Here is a 19,739-nt window from a genome sequence, read left to right on the forward strand (position 1 = left end):
ACGTGAATCGGGGCGGTGGATAACCCGCGTGTCGTCCACAGGTGGGGGCGATGGCACTCGCGGGAGCGGCCCGAGCGGCCAGGCTGCCCGGCATGAACCCCGACTGCCGCATCACCGTCCGCAACACCTCCGACCTCATCGCCGTCACGCCCTATCTGCTGGGCTTCCATCCCTCCGACAGCATCGTCGTGATCGGCACGATCGGCCCGACGGTCAGCTTCGCCGCCCGGCACGACCTGCTGGCACCCGGTGCTGACGGCACTGAGGCGATAGCACCGCTGGTCGCCGCGCAGGAGCCGGAGTCGGTGTCGGTCCTCGGGTTCGGGCCGCCCGGCCAGGTCGACCACAACGTCCGGGCGCTCGTTCAAGACCTGCAGACCCACGGCGTACGGGTTCTGCAGCGCGTGCGCATCACCGGTGGGCGCTGGTGGTCGTACGACTGCGCCAACTCCGGGTGCTGCCCACCCGAAGGTAACCCGGTCCCCTCGCCGCACACCGAGATCGCCGCCGCCGCCGTTCTTCAGGGGCAGGTCGCGCTGCCCAACCGCCAGGCCCTGGTGGCACAGATCGCCGCCATCGACGGCCCGCAGCGCGACGAGATGAGGCAGTTGACCGCGCAGGTCTGCGCGCGGGCCCGGGTCTCCTCCGACGCTCGCCGGCGGGCCGGTCGCCGGCTGGTGCGGGTGGCCGAGGAACGGTACGCGTCGGGCCGGACGCTGACCTTGCGGGAGACCGCCGAGTTGGGCGTCCTACTGGCCGATCCGTGGGTCTTCAACCATGCCGTCGAGCGCACCCGCGACGAGGACTGGCGGATCGGCCTGTGGACGGAGGTGACCCGCCGGGTGGAGCCCGCCTGGACAGCTCCGGCGGCAGCCCTGCTGTCCTACTCGGCGTGGCGGGCCGGGCTGGGCTCACTGGCCCGGGTCGCGGTCGACCGGGCGCTGCTGCACGACCCGGGCCACCGCTTCTCGGGTGCGCTCGACCGCCTGCTCGCGGCAGGTATCAGCCACGAATTCGTCGATGGCCTCTACGAGACCGTCGACGCGCTCTCCGGGAGGCCGATGTGAGCATCTCGGACGGTCACCCGCTCCGGCGCGGTATAGACGTTCATGCCGCGGCCGCGGAGGAAGCCGACCAGCGTCATGCCCGCCTCCTCGGCCAGATCGGCGGCCAGCGTGCTCGGCGCCGACACGGCCGCGAGCAGGGGAATGCCGGCCATCCAGGCCTTCTGGGTGAGCTCGAAACTGGCCCGCCCCGAGACGAGCAGCAGATGCCCGGTCAGCGGCAGACGACCCTCGCGCAGCGCCCACCCGATCACCTTGTCGACCGCGTTGTGCCGTCCCACGTCCTCCCGCAGCACCAGCAGCTCACCGTCCGCGGTGAACAAGCCGGCCGCGTGCAACCCGCCCGTACGGTCGAAGGTGTGCTGGGCCGCCCGCAGCCGGTCGGGCAGATCGGCCAGGGTGGTCGCCGGTACGCGCAGCGGATCGCCCGAGATGTCGAAGCGAGAACGGGTGCGGACGGCGTCGATGCTCGCCTTGCCGCACACCCCGCACGAACTCGTCGTGTAGAAGTTGCGGCTCGGGTCGGTGACTGGCGGCGGCACGTCCGCGCCGAGCACGACGTCGACCACGTTGTAGGTGTTGGGGGTGTCCGTGCCCGCGCAGAGCTGCGCCGTGACCACGTCGCCGGCGTCGCCGATCACGCCTTCGGTCAGCAGGAACCCCATGGCCAGGTCGATGTCCTGTCCCGGGGTGCGCATGGTGACCGCCAGCGGCGCTTTCCGCACCCGGATCTCCAGCGGCTCCTCGGCCGCGAGGGTGTCCGGCCCCCGGCGGGGTTCGCCGGACGCGTCGAGGTTGATCTTCACAACCGGCCGCCGGGTCATCGTCCTCGCCATGGATCGAGCGTAGGCCGGTTCGCGGCGGTTGGGGCGGCTGGGACGGGGAGTGATCCGCGACCGGTTACTGAGCGCGCGGTCACGCTCGACACGCGGTCGGGATACGGTACGTACGTGGGGGGATTTGCGGCGGTGGTGCTGGCCGGCGGAGCTGCGCGGCGGATGGGTGGTGCGGACAAGCCGACGCTGCCCGTGGCCGGTCAGTCCATGCTGACCCGCGTGCTCGCCGCGGTGCACGACGCAGACCCCCGGATCGTGGTCGGCCGGGTGCCGCCCGACCTGCCGGTGCCGGTGCACTCCACCAGGGAAGATCCGCCCGGCGGCGGCCCGGTGGCGGCCACCGCGGCGGGTCTCGCGCTGGTGCCCGACGACGTCACCTACACGGCCCTGCTGGCCGCCGACCTGCCGCTGCTCACCGGTGAGGCGATCGACGTGTTGCGGCTGACCGCGGAGTCCGCGCCGATGCAGGGTGCGGTCTATCGCGATGCCGAGGGCCGGCGGCAGATGCTCTGCGGCGTCTGGCGGACGGCGGCCCTGCGCCAGGCGATCGATCAGCTGGCCGAGGAAAGGGGCAAGCTCGACGGCGCCTCGGTTCGTGAGCTGATGGACCACCTGCGGGTGGCCGAGGTGTCGTGGCGGCGGCCCGGCCCGCCCCCGTGGTTCGACTGCGACACCGACGACGACCTACGCACTGCCGAGCAGTGGGCGCGTTGACGACAATGAACGAACTTGACGCCTGGCTCGCAGCAGCCGCCAGGGAGGCGGGGATCGATCCCGCTGATATCCCGGTCAAGACCGTGCTCGATCTGGCTCGCGACATCGCCCACGGGGTGGTGCGGCCTGGCGCGCCGGTGACGGCGTACGTGCTGGGACTGGCTGTGGGCCGTGGGGCGGATCCGTCCGTGCTGGCCGAGAAGCTGACTGAACTGGCTTTCCAGTGGCCGCCGACCGCTCCGGCTTCCGTGGAGGGGGACGAATCGCCCACCCCCTGAGAGAGGGCGGAAGTGGGCGGACGCCTCTCGATAGGGTGGCGGGGAGCGGAGGTAACGATCATGACGGCACAGAGCGCCGAGGGTGGCGAATCCAACGAGGGTGTGATCCTCGACGAGCCGACCACGGCCGATCTACGCGCCAAGGTCGGCGAGGCGTGGCGGGAGTTCGCACGGGCCCTGGCCGGTCTGCTGCCGACGCTTGCGCCCGGGGCCCATGTCGACCTGACCCTCGATCCGACCGCCTCCGGCACCGGCACAGCCGTCTATTCGGTGAGCATCCGGGTACTCGAGGGCGGCGTGGTCGAGGCGCTCGCCATCGGTAACGCCGGGCTGCCCGAGGGCTACCGGATGGATCGTGCCTCGATCGCCGATCTGGTCGCGCTCGGCTGGTCGCCGCCCGGCGTGCTGGCCGGCTCCGGTGACTCGTTCGGTCTCAGCTCCACACAGGACAACGCCAACCGGCTCGCCACCGTGGTCGCGCGCACGATGCGTGACGTCTACGGCGCTCCGCACCCGGCCTTCCTCGTCTATCTCGTGCACGACGAGAACGACGAGCCGATCGCCACCGCGCCGCTGGCCACCGCCCGGCACGAGCCGAGCATCGACGGCGACCTCAGCCTTGACGACCTCGACGACGACGGCGCGCTGGCGGCGGCCCTGGCCGACGCGGCCGACGAGGTCGTCCCGCTCGACGAGCGGGTTCGCACGGTGGTCGCGACCATGTCGAAGACCACCACCGACCAGCTGCAGGTGGACGCGGACGGCGACATCGGCATCCGCGCGGGGTCGGCGATGGTTTTCGTCCGGGTGCGGGACAACCCGCCGCTGGTGGACGTGTTCTCGCCGATCCTGACCGAGGTCGAGCCGACCGAGCAGCTCTATGTGAAGCTTTCCGAGCTGACCAACCGGATGCCGATCGGCCGGCTCTACTGTGCGCAGGACACCGTGTGGGCGTCGATCCCGGTCTTCGGGCGCAACTTCCAGGCCACCCACCTGATGCTGGCCGTGCAGGTGATGACTGGTCTGGCCGACGAGCTCGACGATCGGCTGCACGGCGAGTTCGGGGGCAAGCGGTTCTTCGGCGAGGGCGACAAGCCGTCCCCCGGCAAGGCCCCCGCCGACGAGCACCGCCCGGGCATGTACCTGTAGGAAAGCCACAGCCGCCCGGGCCGTCGGGGCGGACGGGGCCGGGCGGCTCGGCAGGGTTGCCGCGCCGGCCACGCGGGGCTGTGGCGGACCGGCGACGACAGGCCCTGTTACGGCGTCATGGACTACCTCATATCCACCCAGGCGACGCGGTCCAGGGTGGACGTATCGGTGGCGAGCAGACCCTCGCCCGTGATCGACCAGAGCACGTCCTCGACCACCACGGCCCGCCGCATGGGTCCGGCCGACGCGACGGCCGGAGCGAGCCGGGTGACGTCCCGCAGGCGGTCGCCGGTCACCCGCAGCGCGAGGGCGCCGTCGGCCTTGGCGTCGGCGACCGGCATGACCAGCAGGTTCGTCGCCGGCCACCACAGGATCGCGTGCGGGTCGGCCTCGGCCTCGGACTGCCCGCCGGCCACGACGTGCTGGTCGAGCCGCTTCGGCGCGGCCGGATCGGACACGTCGAACAGCGACACCTGCACACCCTGAGGCCGGCCCTGGGCGTCCGCCTCCTGCCCGATGCCGATCAGCCGGTTCTCCCCGGCCGCCTGCAGGTGCGACGAATAACCGGTGATCTTCAGTTCGCCGGTGACCCGGGGCTTCTCGGGGTCGGACAGGTCGAGGCTGTACAACGGGTCGGTCTGGCGGAACGTCACCACGTACCCGCGGGGGCCGATGAAGCGTACGGAGTAAATGCGCTCACCCTTGCCCAGCCCTTCGGCCACGCCCACCTCGGTCAGCTTGCCGTTGCGTTCCCGCAGCACCCGCACCGCCGAAGCGTCGTCGGCCCAGCTTGTGGTGGCCACCCGCAGGTGACCCTCCCATTCGGACATCGAGTACTGGTTGAGCAGCCGGCCGGGGACCTTGCCCGAGGCCACGTACGCGGGCTTGCCGACCGGCGGCAGGCTGAAGCGGTAGATGTTCGTGCCGTCGGGCGGGGCGATGCGTGACGTGCCGGAGGCCGCCGTGTTGAAGCGCCAGGTCTCGTTGTTCGCGATGTAGAGGCTGTCGTCGGTGCCGTAGACCGTGTCCCCGTCGGCGACCATCGCGACGGGATCTCCGGCGCCGAGCTCGGCCGCGTTCAGGTCGAAGGTGAGCACCCGCAGCATCCGCAGGCCCGAGAACGAGTCGGGACGGCTCACTGCCGCGCAGTCGAGCTGTCCCTTGGTCGTACGGCCGCCCGTGGTGATCTCCCAGTCGGGCAGCCACGCGTCGAGCGGCGTGGCCTTGATGGTGTTCCGGTCGTCCTGCATCACGTTCTCGGGGACGGTGTCGCCGCGGAACGGCCGCTGGAAGTCGGGGCCGCTGCCGATCACGACGTGGGCCGTGCTGCCCTGCTGCCGCGCGTCGATGATCCGGCCATCACCGCGATAACGGCTGATCAGCCGCGGTTGGACGCTCGACAGATCGATCAGCAGCAGCTCGGAGCGGCCCTCGGCGGGACGAATGATCCGGGTGTCCTCGCGCAGCATCGGGCCGCCACCGCCGTCGGCCAGCACCAGCGCGCGATTCCCGGCCAAGAGCAAAGTCGGTTCCCCGTACGCCTTGAGCCCGAGAGCGAGTTTGCCGGTCTGCGCCCGCGAGGCGGTGTCGACCACGCGCAGCACGCCGCCCGTGATGGTGACGATTCGCCGGCCGTCGGTCTTCACGATGTCCGGTTCGTCGACCCCGGCCTCGTGCACGTTGGTGCTCGAGTGGGCCGGGGCGGCCTGACCGGGAGCGGCCCCGGCGTCGGCGGCGCGCGCGTTGTCGGGCACCGCGAGCCGAGCTCCACCCTGCTCGGCGGTGCTGCTCAGCTCGGCGGCCGCCCGCAGTTCCTTCTCGAGCTGGGCACACGAGTCGAAGGCGACGAGCCTGAGAGGTGGGGCGGGAGACGACGGTGGCGACGCGGGTGTGGACGCCGTGCACCCCGCCAGCGGCAGGACGGCGAGCGCGGACCAGAGCCAGGATCGACGCGACATGTCCGGTTGGACGCGCCGGCCCGCGACCCGGTTCCCGAGGCGCGGTGGTCAGCCGGGTTGAGGGGTGCCGGGGGCGGTGCGGTGGTTTGCCGCCCTCCGAGGTGCCGGCGGGTGCGGTTGACCAGCTGCGTGTTGGCGTACGGGGAACGCTTTTTCACTCTGAGGCGGGGACCGGCGTGGGCGTCTCGACCAACCGGGACAGGACGATCATGCTGCGGGTCGAGGTGACGAACGGCTCGGCACGCAGCCGCTCCAGGGCCTGTTCGAGGTGACCGATGTCGGCGGCCCGCAGATGTACGAGCGCGTCGGCCTCACCCGAGACCGTGTACGCCGCGACCACCTCGGGATGCCGGCGGGTGGCCACGGTGATCTGGGCCGGTGTGGTTCGGCCGGTGCAGAACAGCTCGACGAAGGCCTCAGTCGTCCACCCCACGGCTGCCGGGTCGACAACGGTGGTGAATCCCTTGATCACCCCGCTGGATCGAAGACGGTCGACCCGGCGCTTTACCGCTGGAGCGGACAGGGAGACCTTCGCGCCTATTTCCGCGTACGAGGATCGTGCGTCGGCGATGAGCAACGCAACGATTCGCTGATCCACGGCGTCCAGTTGCAACGATTCGCTCCCCATGAACAAGATTTCTGGCTGTTTCGTGCACCGAAGCCTACCTACGCTCTATCACGTGAACGACATTGAGCGCCTGCCGCGAAACCGGACATATCTCATGTGTCCCCCGAAGCATTTCACGGTCGAGTACGCGATCAACCCGTGGATGGACACGACCCTGCCGGTCGACGCCACCCTGGCGCTCAAGCAGTGGGAGATCCTGCGGGACACGCTCGGCGATCTTGGCCACCGGGTGCACCTGCTCGACGCCGTGGCCGGGCTCCCCGACATGGTGTACGCCGCCAACGGCGCGTTCTCGGTCGACGGCATGGTCTACGGCGCGCGGTTCCGCCACCCCGAGCGCAGTGCCGAGGCCGACGCGCACCGCGAGTTCTACGAACTGCAGGGCTGGAGCTTCGCCGGGCCGCAGCACGTGAACGAGGGCGAGGGTGATTTCGCGTACCTGCCCGCGGCGTACGGGGGAATGGTTTTGGCCGGCTACGGCTTCCGCACCGATCCGGCCGCGCACGCGGAGGCCCAGGACGTGCTGGGTCGCCCGGTGGTCTCGCTGCGTCTGGTCGACCCGGCCTTCTATCACCTGGACACGGCGCTGGCCGCCCTGGACGACCGCAACATCACCTATTACCCCGGCGCGTTCTCGCCCGCCTCGCAGCGCGTGCTGGCCCAACTCTTCCCGGACGCGGTCCTGGCCGACCGGGAGGACGCTGAGGCGTTCGGGCTCAACCTGGTCAGCGACGGCCGCCACGTGATCCTCAACACCGAGGCCACGGCCATGGGCGACAAGGTGCGCGCGGCCGGCTACCTGCCGGTCCATGTCGACCTGTCGGAACTCAAGCGCGGCGGCGGCAGCGTGAAGTGCGCGGTCGCTGAGCTGCGCCCGTAAAGAAGGCGCGGAGATGTGGGCGCGGAGGAGAAGGCGCGAAAGGCTCAAGGAGACGGCGGCGGCCCCGAACAGTCGTGACGGCAGACACGCGTACAACGGCATGGGCGGCGGCGAATGGCCGGGCGTCGTGCGGGAAGATGGGTCGCATGACCGATGAACAGCGCACCGCGGAGAAGAAGGAAGACGGCTCCGTCATGGTGGTCGGCCCGGACGGGCGGCCGATGGGCACGATCGACGCCGACGGGACGGTCAACCCGGAGGAGCCCGGCAACCTGATCGAGCAGCCGGCCAAGGTCATGCGGATCGGCAGCATGATCAAGCAGCTTCTTGAGGAGGTGCGCGCGGCGCCGCTCGACGAGGCCAGCCGGGGCCGGCTCCGTGAGATCCACCAGCGTTCCATCACCGAGCTCGAGGACGGTCTGGCCCCAGAGCTGCGTGAGGAGCTGGAACGTCTCTCGCTGCCGTTCGAGGGTGAGACCCCGCCCAGCGAGGCCGAACTGCGGATCGCGCAGGCTCAGCTCGTCGGCTGGCTCGAGGGTCTGTTCCACGGCATCCAGGCCGCGCTGGTCGCCCAGCAGATGGCCGCCCGCCTGCAGCTCGAGCAGATGCGCGGCGGCAACCCGGGCCGCCCGGCCCTGCCGATGGGCGCCATCCCCGGCATGCCCGCCCCGCGTGACGGCGGCGAGGGCGGCCGCACCGGGCAATACCTCTAAAGGCCGTACAGGTCTGCGAGGTAAAGCGCGACCCCGTCCTCGTCGTTGGTGGGACCGACCTCGTCGGCCACCTCCTTGAGGGCGGGGTGGGCGTTGCCCATCGCCACCGAGTGCCCGGCCCAGGTCAGCATGGGAATGTCGTTGGGCATGTCGCCGAACGCCACCACCTCGGACTTGTCGATGCCGTAGCGCTCGCAGTGCCAGGCCAGACCGGCCGCCTTGGTCACCCCGGCCGCGCTGATCTCGACGAGCGCGCTCGACGACGAGTGCGTGGTCGTCGCGATGTCGCCCAGCGTGCTGCTCACCAGCTCGAGGAACTCGTCGGGCCCGTGGTGGGCCGAACGGGCGAGCAGCTTGACGGCCGGCACCGAGGTCAGTTCCTCGGGGGTGGCCAGCATCCGTACGACCTTGGTGTCAGCCTCCCAGCGCACCGGCCACGCCTCCTCGTACCAGAAGGAGCGGCCGTCCTCGACCTCCACGGCCAGCGCGATGTCGGGCACCGCCTCGCGCAGCCGCTTGCTCACGTCGAGCAGCAGGTCGACCGAGAGCGGGTCGGCGCGCAGCACCTCGTCGCGCTCGGCGTCGTAGATCACGGCCCCGTTGGCGCAGATCGCGGGCACCGGCGCGGCCATCTGCTCGAAGAGCTGGTGGAGCCAGCGCACCGGCCGGCCGGTCACGACGACGAACGGGACCGGAAGAGCGTCGATCACCTCGATGGCGCGTTTGCTCAGGCTGCCGTCGGTGCGGATCAGGGTGCCGTCGATATCGCTGGCGACCAGCTTGTAAGGGGCAGACATCACCTCGACAGTAGCCGGTCGAGGTACACGGCGACTCCGTCCTCGTCGTTGGTGAGCGTCACGTCGTCGGCGACCGCTCGCAGTTCGGCGTGCGCGTTGCCGACGGCCACCCTGCCCCACCCCGCCCAGGCGAACATCGGCAGGTCATTGGGCATGTCGCCGAAGACCAGGACGTCGGCCGGGTCGACGCCCACGGCCTCCGCTACCACGGCCAGACCGGTGCCTTTGTCCACGTTCGCCGGGCAGATCTCGATGTAGTTGAGGCCGGCCTGGGTGACGGAAGCCACGTGCGGCGGGACGATCCGGCGGGCCACGGCGAGGAGGTCGTCGACGTCGTAGGCGAACGAGCGCGCGAACGCCTTGATCACGTCGCCGCGGCAGCACTCGGCCCTGTCCCGGTTCTCGACAACCACCGGGTAACGCCAGGTGGGGTCGTAGTCGCCCCAGAGCGGCGAGTCGTCGTGCTCCAGTGCCTCGACCATGACCGACAGCTCGCCGACCTCGGCCTCCAGATCGCCGAGCACACCGGCGAGCGTGGGCCCGGCCAGCCGGGAACGCAGCAGGAAGGTGGACTCGGCCTGGTCGAGCACCCAGCCGCCCTGCGCCATCACCAGGTAGTCGGCGTCGCGGATGTCCTTGCGGGTCAGCGAGGTCAACCGCGGACCGCGGCCGGTGGCGCCGACGACCCGGATCCCGGCGGCGCGGACCCGGTCGAGCACCTCGTGAGTGTAGGCGGACACGGTGTCGTCGTTGCGCACCAGCGTGCCGTCGAGGTCGGTCGCGATGAGCTTGGGCAGGCCAGGCTTGACCATGAAAGCCTCCGAGGGTCGCACAACCCCCGCGGAGGGCGGAAGGAAAACGGTACACCCGCCCGACTACCAGCGGCTATAACTTTTGGTAGCCGGCGGATGTATGGACCGTCAGCGTGCGGGTTCGAGGATGTCGCGGCCGCCCAGGTACGGCTGCAGCGCCTTCGGCACCCGCACCGAGCCGTCGGGCTGCTGGTGGTTCTCGAGGATCGGAATCAGCCAGCGGGTCGTCGCGAGCGTGCCGTTCAGGGTGGCGGCGGTCTGCGGCTTGCCGTCGGCGTCGCGGTAACGGATGTTGAGCCGCCGCGCCTGGAACGTCGTGCAGTTCGACGTCGAGGTGACCTCGCGGTAGCGGCCCTGCGACGGCACCCACGCCTCGCAGTCGTACTTGCGCGAGGCGCTCGAGCCCAGGTCGCCGCCGGCCACGTCGATCACCCGGTACGGGATCTCGACCTTGGCCAGCATCTCCTCTTCCATCGCGAGCAGACGCAGGTGTTCCTCGGCCGCGTCCTCCGGCTTGCAGAACGAGAACATCTCGACCTTGTCGAACTGGTGCACCCGCAGGATGCCGCGCACGTCCTTGCCGTACGAGCCGGCCTCGCGCCGATAGCAGGACGACCACCCGGCGAAGCGCTGCGGCCCGCCCTCGAGGTCGATGATCTCGTTCGAGTGGTACGCCGCGAGCGGCACCTCCGACGTGCCGACCAGATAGAGGTCGTCGGCCTCGAGCCGGTAGACCTCGCTCGCGTGGGCGCCGAGGAAGCCGGTGCCCTCCATCGACTCGGGCTTGACCAGCGACGGCGTGATCGACGGGGTGAAGCCGTGCTCGACCGCCTGGGCGATCGCCATCTGCAGCAGGCCCAGTTGGAGCAGCGCACCGACACCGGTCAGGAAGTAGAACCGCGAGCCCGACACCTTCGCGCCGCGCTCGGTGTCGATCGCCCGCAGCGCCTCGCCGATCTCGAGGTGGTCCTTCGGGTTGTCGATCTGCGGGATGTCGCCGACCTCGCGCAGCACGACGAAGTCGTCCTCGCCGCCGGGCGGCACGCCGTCCTGCACCACGTTCGACACCGCGAGATGCGCCGTACGCAGCGCCTCACCGGCGGCCGTCGTCTCGGCCTCGGCCGCCTTGACCTCGGCCGCCAGTTCCTTGGTGCGCGCGAGCAGGGCGGCCCGCTCGTCGCCGGAGGCCTTGGGAACCCGCTTGCTCAGCGATTTCTGCTCGGCCCGGAGCGCCTCGAACCGCTGGGTGGCCGATCGGCGGGCCTCGTCGGCACGCAGCAACTCGTCCACCGCCTCGGTGGACTCGCCACGCAGTTGCTGGCTGGCGCGGATCCGGTCGGGGTCTTCACGAAGCAGACGCAGGTCAATCACGAGTATCGAGCCTACCGGCGGCCGAGTCCGGTCAGCACCCGGATATCCCCGAAGTCCGGCCCGGGACAGCGAAGGGCAGGCGAAGTGCGGGCGAAGGGACCCGGAAGGGCGCCGGGATTGATCAGCTCGGCCGGTCGCGATCGTCGTGCAGGGACGTGAACGGCTGCGACGGCGAGACGGTGAGGTCGAGCGCCTCACCCTCGGGCAGGTCGTCGCGTCCCGCCGACGGGCGCCGCCACGACCACGTCGCCTCCGGCGGGACCTCGGCCGTGGTTTCCTGGGGCGCGCCCTCCGCCGCCGGGCTGCCCGGCAGATGCCGTCCGGCCAGGTAAAGCGAGGCCGAGGCGAACAGCACCGCCGCGAGGGCGCACCACAACCCCCGCCCGTACGCCAGGGTGGTCTCGGCGTCGTCGAGGGCGATGCGATAAACCGGGTCGATCACGTAGCTCTGCGAGCTCGCCCGGGCCGCGGCCGCCAGCACGACGCCGAACACTGTGCCCGCCACGCTCAGCCCGGCCAGCCGGAACGTACGGCGGGAGGACGGCGGGCCGAAGAGCGTGAGCACGACGGACGGCACGATCAAAAACAGCCCGAGCACATAGCCGACGCCCAGGGCGCCGAGGTCGTCGATGCCGCTGGCCAACAGCCGCTCGCCCGAATCGCTGCCGATCGTGCCGGCGTCGATCGTGGTGACTTGCCACTCCGAGAGCATCGAGACCAAAGCGGCCAGCGCGGCCAGCGCCGCGGCCACGGGCACCGTCCGGCGGTCGGCCAGCAGCTCGCGGCCCAGAGCGGAGAAGTCCCACCGCCGGTGCCGGTCCGGCTGTTCCGGACCGAACTCCACCACCGTCCCGGACGGAGTCACGTCGATGTCGACGGGCTGCTGCTGCGAGGGCATGGCAACCATGGTGCCCTGTGCCAGGTCGAGCGGCCAGCAGCCGCCGCATGGACTAGCGTTTGGTCATGCCTATTCGTTCTGCTTCCGCCCGCTGGCAGGGGAACCTCACCGAGGGTTCCGGCACGATCAAGACCGGCAAGGGTGGCATCCAGGGGAACTACTCGTTCAAGTCACGTTTCGAGGAGGGCGAGGGGACGAACCCCGAGGAGCTGATCGGCGCCGCGCACGCCGGCTGCTTCTCGATGGCCTTCTCCAAGGCGCTGTCCGACGCCGGCTTCACGCCGACCTCGGTCGAGACCGTCGCCAAGGTCCACATGGACAAGACCGACGCCGGGTTCAGCGTCACCCGCATCGACCTCGAGACCGTCGGCGACGTGCCCGGTGTCGACGAGGGGACGTTCCAGAAGATCGCCGAGGATGCCAAGGCGAACTGCCCGATCTCTCGCCTGCTCTCGCCGGGCGCCGAGATCAGCCTGAGCGCCAAGCTTTCCTGAGCCCGCACGTCCCACGTGCACCGGCCGCTCTCAGGTGGCCGGTGCACAATTGCTCGTGTGCCGGTCGAGATGAGTCGGGAACGCTTCGAGGACCTGGTCGGCGAGGCCCTCGACGAGGTGCCCGCCGAGCTCCTGAAGGTCATGGACAACGTGGTCATCGTCGTCGAGGACGACCCGCCGGACGGCGAGGACCTGCTCGGCCTCTATGAGGGCACGGCGCTGACCGAGCGCGGCTGGGACTACGCGGGTGTGCTGCCCGACCGCATCACGATCTATCGCAACCCCACGCTGCGGGTCTGCGACACCGAGACCGACGTCATCGACGAGGTCGCCATCACGGTGGTGCACGAGATCGCCCACCACTTCGGCATCGACGACCACCGCCTGCACGAGCTGGGTTGGGGCTGAGAAAAAGCTGAAAAGCTGACAGCGCGCTTGTCGAGCGCTCCTACCCTGAGGCAAACAGCCGAAGCAGGAGGACGTGCAGGATGCGTAGCGAGCTTTTCTCCGCCGAGAACCTCGAGAAGGAATCGAGTCAGCCCGGGCTTCGGCTCCAGAACTCCAAACTGCTCAAGGCTGAGTTGAACGGCGAGTTCATGGCGCGCGTCGGTTCGATGGTGGCCTACCAGGGGCAGGTGCAGTTCGAGGCCCTGGGCTCGGGCGGCATCGGCAAGTTCCTCAAGCAGAAGCTCACCGGCGAGGGCGTGCCGTTGATGCGCGTACGGGGGAACGGTGACGTCTTCCTGGCCGACAACGCGGCTGACATCCACCTGATCGACCTCGAGCCGGGCGACGCGCTCTCGATCAACGGGGCGAACGTGCTGGCCTTCGACTCGTCGCTCAACTACGACATCAAGATGGTGCAGGGCGCCGGCATGTTGTCGAACGCCGGCCTGTTCAACTGCGTCTTCAGCGGCCACGGGCGGATCGCGGTCACCACCAAGGGCACCCCGGTCGTGCTCACCGTCGACCAGCCGACCTATGTCGACCCGCAGGCCGCCATCTGCTGGTCGGCGAGCCTGCAGACCGGCTATCACCGCGCCGAGCAACTCGGCTTGGGCACGCTGCTGGGCCGCACCACCGGCGAGCGGTTCACGATGAGCTTCGCCGGTCAGGGCTTCGTGGTCGTTCAGCCCTCCGAGGAGCCCCCGGCGGGCCTGGCGGGCACGGGCGGCGGCGGCAACCAGCAGGAAGGCGGCATCCTCGGCAACATCTTCGGCAACTGAGCTTGCCGGCCTTCGCTCCCCGCTCGGCGGGCATTACGCCCCGGGAGGTCGGAATGCGGGCTTTGGCTGCGGCCGTCGGTCAGGCGATATCTCCCTTGCGCAGCTGGGCGAGCCAGACTGACGAGTCGGCGAAGTCGGTGTTCGAGAGCCCTCGTGGGGGCGCCACGGGGGTCTCGGGGGTCAGCCGGTGGCGGGGATAGCTGCCCAGGAAGCGGACGTCGGCGCAGATCCGGCGCAGGCCCTGCAGCGCCTCGCCCAGGCGGGCCTCGGCCACGTGACCGGTGCAGTCGAGAAAGAAGACGTACGTCCCCAGCTGCACGCCGGTCGGACGGGACTCGATGCGGGACAGATTGATTCCCCGTACGGCCAGCTCGGTGAGCACCGCGAGCAGCGCGCCCACCTGGTCGTGCCGGATGGACACGGCCAGCGACGTGACGTCGTCGCCGCTCGGCTCGCCGGGCGGGCCGGGCCGGGTCAGCAACGCGAACCGGGTCACCGCGTCGGCGTGGTCGGCCACCTTGTCGGCCAGGACGGTCAGCCCGTTACGGGGGACCCCGATCGGCGCGCACAGGGCCGCGTCGTGTTCGCCCGAGGCGGCGCTGATGGCCGCGGCCGCGTTGGAGAGCACGTCGACGATCACGGCGTCGGGCACGTTGGCGAGCAGCCAGTTGCGGCACTGGGCCGACGCCTGCGGGTGGGCCGCGATCGACCGGATCTGGCCCAGCGGGGTCCGACTCCGGGCGGCCAGCACGAACTCGACCGGGATCACCACCTCGCGGGTGATCACGAGCGGGCTGCCGGTGACCAGCTCGTCGAGCGTGACCGGGACGGCGCCGCCGACCGAGTTCTCCAGCGGGACCAGCGCGGCGTCTGCGTCACCCGCGCGCACCGCCTCGAGCGCCTCGGGCACGCTGCGCGCGGGAGTGCGCACGCCGCGCTCGGCGGCCGGAATGGTGCGAAGGGCGGCCTCGGTGAAGGTGCCCTCCGGACCGAGGTAGACGAAGCGCGTCGGCGGCGTTCCCGGCATGACCGGAAGTCTAGGCCCAGCCGCCTCAGTGACCGCCGGAAGTCCGGGTCCGACCCACAGGTGCATGCCGCGCTCGCAGCGATGCACGCCGACCCCGCCCGAGGCTCGGCGGCGTCAGGAGCCGCAGGCCAGCACGCGGATGCCGGGCGGGGCGGTGGTCTCGACGCGGTTGACGCAGACGTCCGAGCCCGCGGCGACCAGCGTCAACGTTTCGCCGGCCCCGGTCGCGACCACCATCAGCGGCTCGCCGGCGCTCGCGGTGGCCGCCTCCACCGTGGTGAACGACCACGTGCCTGAGCAGTACGGACCCCCGTCCACCCGCATCGGCTTGTCGGGGATGCCCGGTTGCCCCTTGATCAGGGCGAGGATCTGCGCGCCGGTGGGCTGCGTCGTGCACTTGGGCGCGGGCGACGGCAGCGGCGTGGCCCGGGTGGCTTCGGGCGGGATGGTGGGAGGTGGCGTCGTCCGCGTCGCGACCCCGGTGGTCGGGTAGGCCGGGCCGGTGGGATAGGCGGTGCCGGTCGGGTAAGCGCCGGTCGGCAGCGGCAGCCCGGTCGGCAGCCCGGTCGGCAGGCCCAGGTCGGAGGCGCCGAGCGAGATCGCGCCCGCGCTCGGCGTCGAATAGGGCGGCGAGGTCGGCAACGGCTCCGGGGGTTTGCCGCACGCGCCCAGCAGGACGCCCGCGCCGGCGAGCGCGGTGAGGATCAGGGATGTGCGGGGGGACACGCGGACATGGTAAAGCCCGGAACGCCCGATGTGACCAGGGTCAGGACGCTATCCGGTGTCCGGCGGCGAGCAGCGTGTCGACTGCCTCGGTGAGCCGCACGGTCGGCACCAGCAGATAGTCGGTGGAATACGTCGAGAACGTGACGATATTGACCCGGGCCTCGGCCAGCGGCCCGATCAGCGAGGCCAGCACGCCGGTCAACGCCAGGTCAAGCGGGCCGACCACACGCAGGCAGCGCCAGGCGGTGTCGGCCTCGGCGCCGGCGGGCACCCGGTCGGCCGGGCAGATGATCGAGAACTCGTCGGCGTCCCAGCTGAGCGAGATCACACTTTTCTCGTCCGGACCTCCGCTCAGCGAAGCAGGGATCGGTGAACCGGCCGGAAGCCGGCACACCGCGTACTCCGCCGGTAGCAGATCTAGATCGAGCATGAGGGCAGACTACGTTTCGCATCAGGCTTGCCCAATGCCCACCGGGTGCGGCGAAGACCACAAACCCGAAACCTGCTCGTAACGCCGCCCACTGCCGGGCAGCGCGGAGAGAGCCGGGCGGTGGGACGAGTGCCGGGGCGGCGGGAGGAATGCCGGACGGCTGCGGAAGGGCGCCGCTCAGTATCGGACGGCCGAGAAGAACGTCATCGAGCCGGCCACGCGCTCGTTGTCGAACAGCGGGGTGGCGATCGCGTCGACCGTGAGCGGGGCCTCGCCCGGACCGGGCAGCACACGCAGCAGGCCGCGCGCGAGCCGTTCGCTACGCAGGGCCAGCAACGGCGGGATCTTGTCGGCGTCCGACTCCTCGAGCTCGCCGGCGGTCGCGGTGAAGTCGATCAGGTGGAGCACCGAGCCCAGCGGCTTGCCGATCACCTCGGGCGCCTTGCCCATGCCGAGCAGCTCACCGCAGGACGGCGAGGCCGCAATGATCGCCGTGGTCGTGTCGATGATGAGGCATGGCTCGGGAGCGGCGGCCACGGTCGCCGTCCACCTTTCCAGGCTCGGGACGAACTCGGCCTCGGACGGCGTGCGCGCCTGCGGTACGAACGCTCCCGAGAGTGAGAGTTCGACGTGCGCCACACGGTCCTCCTCGCTCGTGCCGCTCGACGGGCGGCGCCGTGACAGCGCCGGGGCCTGCGTGAGGCCCGGCGCCGTCGCGGCGGCCAAGCCGTCGACTACAACCGGAAGGAACGTTACCGGCGCGCTGTCCGCTTGTCAGCGGCCGTTTGTCCGTCAGCGTGCCAGCGATAGTCGCCGGCCGGGCGATAAGGAGCGTTTGCCCACGTCGCGGGGTGGCTGGCCACGGCCGAAAGCTTGCCCGCGGTGGCCGGCGAGATGCGGGCCCCGCCCGCGATCAACAGCCGATCGAGTTCCTTGTCGGTGGCGACCAGCACCTCTTTGGGGAGGCCGTGCACGCTGATCACGCCAGATCCGACGAAGGTGAGCACGGGGGTCACCGGCACGGAGAGGCCGACGGCGGCGGAGAGCGCCTTGCTCGCCCGGCGGGCCTCGCGGCGGGCCTCGGCGATGTACTGCGGTCGCTTTCCGTTGATCTGCACCACGTCACCCGCGATCAGCACCCGGGCGCGACCGTGGTCGGCGACGGTCACCGCATAGACGCCGCCCGGGCCGATCGCCAGGAAACCGGCGCGGTCGTCGGCGGGGTCGGGCTCGTAGTAGCTCAGCGCGTCGGTGCGCGGCCAGTCCACGATGTGCCAGTTGGGTCCGAGCCGATCGAGGCGGGTCAGCGCGCGGGCGCCGGCGGCCTCGAGGCGACGGGCGTCACGCTCGGCGCGGCGGCGGCGTGCCCAGTCGGCGGGCGACTGGCGCGTCGGGCCCTCGAGCGCCTGCGTCTCGCTCAAGCGTCGATCGATGACCCGCTGACTGTTCGGCGGGACAGGTAGTGCAGGGCGGGCTGGGAAGACAGTCACTGCGACCTCCGGCAAAAGGTCCTTCGGGCTCTCTTTTCACTACCGTAAGTGCTCGACCCCATACGGAAGCAAGACGTAGGCGTGTCAAGAAAGTGGAATGAGGGGATGAATGCCGCATTCACGCATCGCGAGTTCTTGCGGATGGTGCATCTCGGCGCCTGATCCCCCGGTCGAAGAGTTTTCAAGACCAAAGTTAGTCGGCGAGCCGCCTTCGTGCACAGATGTCTCATGATCTAGGCAGAACGTCATCGTCCGGTAGCACCGCGTGCCCGAGTGGATGCCGGAGATCGCCGAGTGGGCTACCGTCGGCTCGTGGCGCATTACGTCGACAGCGAGGTGGGCCGGCTGCGAACGGTGCTGCTGCACCGCCCCGGGCCGGAACTGGCCCGGCTGACCCCGCGGAACAACGACAGTCTGCTGTTCGACGGTATCCCGTGGGTGAGCCGGGCCCAAGAGGAACACGATGCCTTTGCGGCCGCCCTGCGCGAACGCGACGTCGAAGTCCTCTATCTGGGTGACCTGCTGGCCGAGACGCTGGCCGTGGACGCCGCCCGGGCCGAGCTGACCGAGGGCGTGCTGGCCGATCGCCGCCTCGGTGACACCCTGCGCGACAGCGTGGGCCGCTGTCTGGCCGATCAGGATCCGCGCCGGCTGGCCGGGATCCTGATGGCCGGGCTCGCCCACGAGGAGCTCAAGCCCGGACCGGGCGGCCTGGTCTACGAGATGATGGACCGGCTCGACTTCGTCATCGACCCGCTGCCCAACCTGCTGTTCACGCGGGACTCCTCGGTCTGGGTGCGGGACCGGGTGGCCGTGACCAGCCTGGCCATGCCGGCCCGCAGCCGCGAGACGACCCTGACCCGGGCGATCTATCGTTACCACCCGCGGTTCGCCGGCACCGACCTGCTCTACGATCCCTCGCTCGAGCTGCTCGAGGGCGGCGACGTGCTGCTGCTCGCGCCCGGGGTGCTGGCCATCGGGGTCGGCGAGCGCACCACCCCGGCGGGGGCCGAGCGGCTGGCCCGCCGGGTCTTCACGGCCGGGCTGGCCGGCACCATCCTGGCCGTGCCGATCGCCCAGGAACGCGCCACCATGCACCTCGACACGGTGTGCACGATGGTCGACGTCGACGCGGTGGTGATGTACCCCAACATCGCGGACGCATTGCGGGCGTACACGGTGACCGCGGACGCCGACGGGGAACCGCACGCCACCGGGCCGCGGCCCTTCCTGGAAGCGGCGGCCGAGGCGATGGGCATCGATCGGCTCCGGATCATCGACACCGGCCTCGACCCGGTCACCGCCGAGCGGGAGCAGTGGGACGACGGGAACAACACCCTGGCCATCGCGCCGCGCCTCTGTGTCGCGTACGAGCGGAACGTCGAGACGAACGCCCAGCTGGAACGGGCCGGCATCGAGGTGGTGCGGATCAGCGGCTCGGAACTCGGCAGCGGCCGGGGCGGCCCGCGGTGCATGAGCTGCCCGATCGAGCGCGAATCACTGGGCGGGGCGACCCCGGACGTGTGACACGACCAGCTCAGGCTCCGGAACGGACCCCTCGACCAGATGCGCCCGGCCGGGGAAGTCGAAGACGGCGATCTCGAGCTGCACCGGATAATCGGGGGCCTGGCCGACCCGCTTGACGACCTCGCCGTCCACCGAGAACGCCAGCGAACCGGGGCGCCAGCTCACCCCGTACGTGTGAAAGTCCGAGACGTCGATCGGCAGGGTGGTCGTCGCCCACTCCTCGGTCAGGCGTGGATCGCGGAAGCGGTGCAGCCCCATGCCGACGGCCTGCGGGTCGGTGCCGAAGACCTCCATCACGCAGATCTCGCCCGACATCTCGGGGGCGGTCTCGATGCCGGAGAGCCAGAACGCGATCATCGAACGCGGCGTGATCGTGCCCCGCATGCGGATCTCGATGTCGCCGTAGAGCGGTGTGTAGCCCCAGAACTCGCCCTGTTCCTCGCGCACCCGCTGGCCGGGGAGGAACGGCTGGCCGCCGAGGGTGCTGCCGACCGGACCGGACCAGTTGGCGCTCTGGATGCCCGACACCCGCAGCGGCGTCTCGTGCACGCCCTCGGCCCACAGCGGCTGGCCTGCCGGGATGCTCAGGCGCAACTGCCCGCCGCCGGTCTCGTACGTCGCCGCCGAGGCCTCGCGGGAGCTCCAATGCGGCAAATACCACGGAACCCAGACAGAGCGGTCCAACTCGTCGGAATCGAACCGCTCGTCCAGCACTTGCTCG

At 70.6% G+C, this 19,739-nt stretch carries 23 protein-coding genes; 10 read left to right on the top strand and 13 right to left on the bottom strand.

The genetic code is table 11. The annotated features are described in order from the left end of the window. Window positions 1–50 precede the first annotated feature (50 nt). On the top strand, window positions 51–1,067 hold the full coding sequence (locus tag C8E87_RS16220; RefSeq protein ID WP_133873876.1) for a DUF4192 domain-containing protein: 1,017 nt from the start codon (window positions 51–53) through the stop codon (window positions 1,065–1,067). Here C8E87_RS16220 and fdhD read toward each other — a convergent pair. After that, window positions 1,028–1,900 carry a formate dehydrogenase accessory sulfurtransferase FdhD gene (gene fdhD / locus C8E87_RS16225; protein ID WP_133873877.1) on the bottom strand — a complete coding sequence of 291 codons (873 nt, stop codon included), beginning with the start codon at window positions 1,898–1,900 and terminating at the stop codon, window positions 1,028–1,030. The genes C8E87_RS16220 and fdhD overlap by 40 nt on opposite strands. Before the next feature lie 114 nt (window positions 1,901–2,014). Here fdhD and mobA point away from each other — a divergent pair, with 114 nt between their 5' ends. The 3 genes from mobA to C8E87_RS16240 are packed head-to-tail and all read left to right on the top strand — an operon-like array spanning window position 2,015 to window position 4,041. Next, window positions 2,015–2,614: a molybdenum cofactor guanylyltransferase gene (gene mobA, locus C8E87_RS16230; RefSeq protein WP_239080225.1), complete on the top strand. Its 600-nt coding sequence runs from the start codon at window positions 2,015–2,017 to the stop codon at window positions 2,612–2,614. Window positions 2,615–2,619: 5 nt separating this feature from the next. Continuing rightward, window positions 2,620–2,892 carry a DUF6457 domain-containing protein gene (locus tag C8E87_RS16235; RefSeq protein ID WP_133873878.1) on the top strand — a complete coding sequence of 91 codons (273 nt, stop codon included), beginning with the start codon at window positions 2,620–2,622 and terminating at the stop codon, window positions 2,890–2,892. A gap of 60 nt (window positions 2,893–2,952) precedes the next feature. Continuing rightward, on the top strand, window positions 2,953–4,041 hold the full coding sequence (locus C8E87_RS16240) for a T3SS (YopN, CesT) and YbjN peptide-binding chaperone 1 (RefSeq protein WP_133873879.1): 1,089 nt from the start codon (window positions 2,953–2,955) through the stop codon (window positions 4,039–4,041). Between the two features lie 122 nt (window positions 4,042–4,163). Here C8E87_RS16240 and C8E87_RS16245 read toward each other — a convergent pair whose 3' ends face one another. Both C8E87_RS16245 and C8E87_RS16250 read right to left on the bottom strand, forming a co-directional pair. Next, entirely contained in the window at window positions 4,164–5,999 is a 1,836-nt protein-coding gene (locus C8E87_RS16245) for a beta-propeller domain-containing protein (RefSeq protein WP_133873880.1), read from the bottom strand. A gap of 154 nt (window positions 6,000–6,153) precedes the next feature. Then, window positions 6,154–6,612, bottom strand: coding sequence for an Lrp/AsnC family transcriptional regulator (locus C8E87_RS16250; protein WP_133873881.1), 459 nt, complete (start codon window positions 6,610–6,612; stop codon window positions 6,154–6,156). Between the two features lie 67 nt (window positions 6,613–6,679). Here C8E87_RS16250 and ddaH point away from each other — a divergent pair, with 67 nt between their 5' ends. Then, window positions 6,680–7,507, top strand: coding sequence for a dimethylargininase (gene ddaH / locus C8E87_RS16255; RefSeq protein WP_438866067.1), 828 nt, complete (start codon window positions 6,680–6,682; stop codon window positions 7,505–7,507). Between the two features lie 146 nt (window positions 7,508–7,653). After that, window positions 7,654–8,220 (top strand): bacterial proteasome activator family protein, encoded by a 567-nt coding sequence (locus C8E87_RS16260; protein ID WP_133873882.1) that lies wholly within the window; start codon window positions 7,654–7,656, stop codon window positions 8,218–8,220. Here the strand turns inward: C8E87_RS16260 and C8E87_RS16265 are convergent. The 4 genes from C8E87_RS16265 to C8E87_RS16280 form a co-directional block, all read right to left on the bottom strand. Further along, complete coding sequence (locus C8E87_RS16265; RefSeq protein ID WP_133873883.1) at window positions 8,217–9,017, bottom strand: HAD family hydrolase; 801 nt, start codon at window positions 9,015–9,017, stop codon at window positions 8,217–8,219. The two genes, C8E87_RS16260 and C8E87_RS16265, sit on opposite strands and share 4 nt — an antisense overlap. Beyond that, window positions 9,017–9,829, bottom strand: coding sequence for a Cof-type HAD-IIB family hydrolase (locus tag C8E87_RS16270; RefSeq protein ID WP_133873884.1), 813 nt, complete (start codon window positions 9,827–9,829; stop codon window positions 9,017–9,019). Before C8E87_RS16270 ends, C8E87_RS16265 begins: the two co-directional genes overlap by 1 nt. 108 nt (window positions 9,830–9,937) lie before the next feature. Next, a complete protein-coding gene (gene serS, locus C8E87_RS16275; protein WP_133873885.1) occupies window positions 9,938–11,200 on the bottom strand; it encodes a serine--tRNA ligase in 1,263 nt (420 codons plus the stop codon). Between the two features lie 121 nt (window positions 11,201–11,321). Next, on the bottom strand, window positions 11,322–12,098 hold the full coding sequence (locus C8E87_RS16280) for a hypothetical protein (RefSeq protein ID WP_133873886.1): 777 nt from the start codon (window positions 12,096–12,098) through the stop codon (window positions 11,322–11,324). Between the two features lie 65 nt (window positions 12,099–12,163). Between C8E87_RS16280 and C8E87_RS16285 the strand changes: the two genes are divergently transcribed. The 3 genes from C8E87_RS16285 to C8E87_RS16295 all read left to right on the top strand — a co-directional run bounded on the left by C8E87_RS16285 (window position 12,164) and on the right by C8E87_RS16295 (window position 13,818). Continuing rightward, window positions 12,164–12,592: an OsmC family protein gene (locus C8E87_RS16285; protein ID WP_133873887.1), complete on the top strand. Its 429-nt coding sequence runs from the start codon at window positions 12,164–12,166 to the stop codon at window positions 12,590–12,592. 69 nt (window positions 12,593–12,661) lie between these two features. Next, window positions 12,662–13,000, top strand: coding sequence for a metallopeptidase family protein (locus C8E87_RS16290; protein WP_133876864.1), 339 nt, complete (start codon window positions 12,662–12,664; stop codon window positions 12,998–13,000). Between the two features lie 80 nt (window positions 13,001–13,080). Continuing rightward, a complete protein-coding gene (locus C8E87_RS16295; protein ID WP_133873888.1) occupies window positions 13,081–13,818 on the top strand; it encodes an AIM24 family protein in 738 nt (245 codons plus the stop codon). Between the two features lie 79 nt (window positions 13,819–13,897). Here the strand turns inward: C8E87_RS16295 and pheA are convergent, their stop codons facing one another. The 5 genes from pheA to C8E87_RS16320 all read right to left on the bottom strand — a co-directional run bounded on the left by pheA (window position 13,898) and on the right by C8E87_RS16320 (window position 17,491). Continuing rightward, window positions 13,898–14,845 carry a prephenate dehydratase gene (gene pheA, locus C8E87_RS16300; protein ID WP_133873889.1) on the bottom strand — a complete coding sequence of 316 codons (948 nt, stop codon included), beginning with the start codon at window positions 14,843–14,845 and terminating at the stop codon, window positions 13,898–13,900. A 114-nt stretch (window positions 14,846–14,959) separates the two neighbouring features. Then, on the bottom strand, window positions 14,960–15,571 hold the full coding sequence (locus C8E87_RS16305) for a hypothetical protein (RefSeq protein ID WP_133873890.1): 612 nt from the start codon (window positions 15,569–15,571) through the stop codon (window positions 14,960–14,962). A 40-nt stretch (window positions 15,572–15,611) separates the two neighbouring features. Next, window positions 15,612–16,001, bottom strand: a complete 390-nt coding sequence (locus C8E87_RS16310; protein WP_133873891.1) for an ACT domain-containing protein — start codon at window positions 15,999–16,001, stop codon at window positions 15,612–15,614. A 177-nt stretch (window positions 16,002–16,178) separates the two neighbouring features. Further along, the gene (locus tag C8E87_RS16315) at window positions 16,179–16,640 is read right to left on the bottom strand and encodes a PAS domain-containing protein (RefSeq protein ID WP_133876865.1); all 462 of its coding nucleotides are present in this window, start codon (window positions 16,638–16,640) and stop codon (window positions 16,179–16,181) included. 113 nt (window positions 16,641–16,753) lie between these two features. Beyond that, entirely contained in the window at window positions 16,754–17,491 is a 738-nt protein-coding gene (locus C8E87_RS16320; RefSeq protein WP_133873892.1) for a hypothetical protein, read from the bottom strand. Window positions 17,492–17,803: 312 nt separating this feature from the next. Here C8E87_RS16320 and C8E87_RS16325 point away from each other — a divergent pair, with 312 nt between their 5' ends. Further along, window positions 17,804–19,018 carry an arginine deiminase gene (locus tag C8E87_RS16325; protein ID WP_133873893.1) on the top strand — a complete coding sequence of 405 codons (1,215 nt, stop codon included), beginning with the start codon at window positions 17,804–17,806 and terminating at the stop codon, window positions 19,016–19,018. Here the strand turns inward: C8E87_RS16325 and C8E87_RS16330 are convergent. Next, window positions 18,989–19,732, bottom strand: coding sequence for a glycoside hydrolase family 16 protein (locus tag C8E87_RS16330; RefSeq protein ID WP_133873894.1), 744 nt, complete (start codon window positions 19,730–19,732; stop codon window positions 18,989–18,991). The genes C8E87_RS16325 and C8E87_RS16330 overlap by 30 nt on opposite strands. Between the last annotated feature and the right edge of the window lie 7 nt (window positions 19,733–19,739).

It is taken from the genome of Paractinoplanes brasiliensis (assembly GCF_004362215.1).
In the GTDB taxonomy this organism is placed as follows: domain Bacteria; phylum Actinomycetota; class Actinomycetes; order Mycobacteriales; family Micromonosporaceae; genus Actinoplanes; species Actinoplanes brasiliensis.